Below are 1,796 nucleotides of genomic sequence, written 5' to 3'. Positions count from 1 at the left end.
GTCCGATAGAACGTCTACAGGCGTGTAAGGAAGGTTATAGACCAATAGGTGATAATGTATAGCCCCTCGTTTCTGAAACTCAATTACAGCAGTGTATTTTAGTTTTATTTTTAAAGTGTAATTCAGCCTTTGGATAAACTTTTTGAAGTTATAGTTAGATTGTTTTATGTCCTGCATGTTTTCAGCATATGTAAGTGTGAAAAATTTCGGTTGCTCGTTCCACGCATTTGCATTGGCATTTGCTTGGTTAAACACTTGCTTCCTTGCACGATATAACACATCAGACCTGTTCTTCATCTTTGTTTCAGCATCATTTATCCAATCATGATCAGACTGTTTTTTCCTACCAGCATTTTCACGAACTGCATCTTTACCTGTTGCTACCTCTTTCTCGTAGCTCAATAATTCCCATACACCGCCACTTTTTATTAGTTTGTGACGATACCTCAATTATAAAATACCTCTCTTCCTTGTCTAAATTTTTCTGCTTATTAATCGCTATAATCAAGTTAAGTAAGAAACAGAAATAGCGATTAAATATTAACCTATTTTTCTATCAGATTTAAACGGAAATATAAATCCTAAATCTACTAGAATTGTACCACTAAATTCGCCGCAGCCGGTTATTACTTTTCTATCAACTCCTGAAATTTTATAAAAGAATCCTGGTTGCAAAATGATAGTTTGTTTTAGTGCGTGTAATGTAACCACCATTACTTTTGTGTCTTCGGTTTTGTAATAAGAAATATTAAACATGTGCTCGTCCTCTTTTCTTGTTTTTTTAGTTGCGCTTCACCATCACCACTGCGTAGATCTACTCCATGAATCCTTGACTCGGAACCTTTGCGACCCAGATTACTTGCCACCGTCGCCACCTTCTAGAAATCTTTAATGTGGCAAACCGAACTAGGTTATCAGAGTCGCCTTTCCAAGTAAAGGAACCGCTACGCTTTCACTACGTAGAACTACTCCGTTAAAACTCTTTATCGTCTTTATATTCGCTCAGTATGTATGAAATCAAAGCGTTGACCGACATACCTCTCTTTTCAGCTTCTTTTTTTAACCATTCGTGTAGGTCTTCAGTAAGCCTTAGAGAAAAAACCGCTTTTCCCAATAACTTCACCTCCTTATGGTATCATTATAGTATCAAAGTGGTATCATGTCAATACCATAATGGTTAGTGTTATTTCTCTCGGTCTTTTATAAATAAAATAAATCCGCCTTGCGGTGTCGGGGGCCCCAACTGGAGTCACCCCACCCACACGCAAAAGGGCGGATTTTATATTTTCAAGGAAATTAAATAAGGACCCCATTATAGGAGTCCCATTGTCAAAGTTTGAACACTTTACCCGCTATTAGAAAACGGTAAAGTCATAGTATTTTTATTTTCTATGTGTTAAAATAGCGCTGTTAACTTTTGCGATTTAAGTTAATTTGTATCTTATGAATATTGCCTAGATATTCATTTTCATAGTTTTTGGAATATGTTATATATTCGTCATGAGACTTTAGCAGAGTCTCTTTTTCTTTTTCCGTCAAAATATACTCTTCAGGCTTCTTTAACCCTCTACTCGAAAAATAAGACTTCTCTCCAAGTAATCTTTCGTCAATATTATCCTTTATCATATATTTCGTTATATAAGCCCCTACATTGTCCACGTGGTCTATTTTATTTATTTTAACAAACCCATGACCCCAGATGTCCGATAGAACGTCTACAGGCGTGTAAGGAAGGTTATAGACCAATAGGTGATAATGTATAGCCCCTCGTTTCTGAAACTCAATTACAGCAGTGT

The 1,796-nt window shown here is 36.2% G+C and carries 1 protein-coding gene and 2 pseudogenes; all 3 read right to left on the bottom strand.

Annotated elements, in window-relative coordinates:
- A pseudogene (locus tag ACF07S_RS33465) lies at positions 1-450 on the bottom strand (hypothetical protein); the annotation flags it as partial.
- A 523-nt stretch (positions 451-973) separates the two neighbouring features.
- A complete protein-coding gene (locus ACF07S_RS33460) occupies positions 974-1,123 on the bottom strand; it encodes a toxin-antitoxin system HicB family antitoxin (RefSeq protein WP_350502499.1) in 150 nt (49 codons plus the stop codon).
- Positions 1,124-1,410: 287 nt separating this feature from the next.
- Positions 1,411-1,796, bottom strand: a pseudogene (locus ACF07S_RS33455) (hypothetical protein); the annotation flags it as partial.

It is taken from the genome of Streptomyces sp. NPDC016640, assembly GCF_043076215.1.
Classification (GTDB): domain Bacteria; phylum Actinomycetota; class Actinomycetes; order Streptomycetales; family Streptomycetaceae; genus Streptomyces.
Note: the sequence above shows the minus strand (reverse complement) of the source record. Positions and strands in the feature narration are given on the sequence as shown.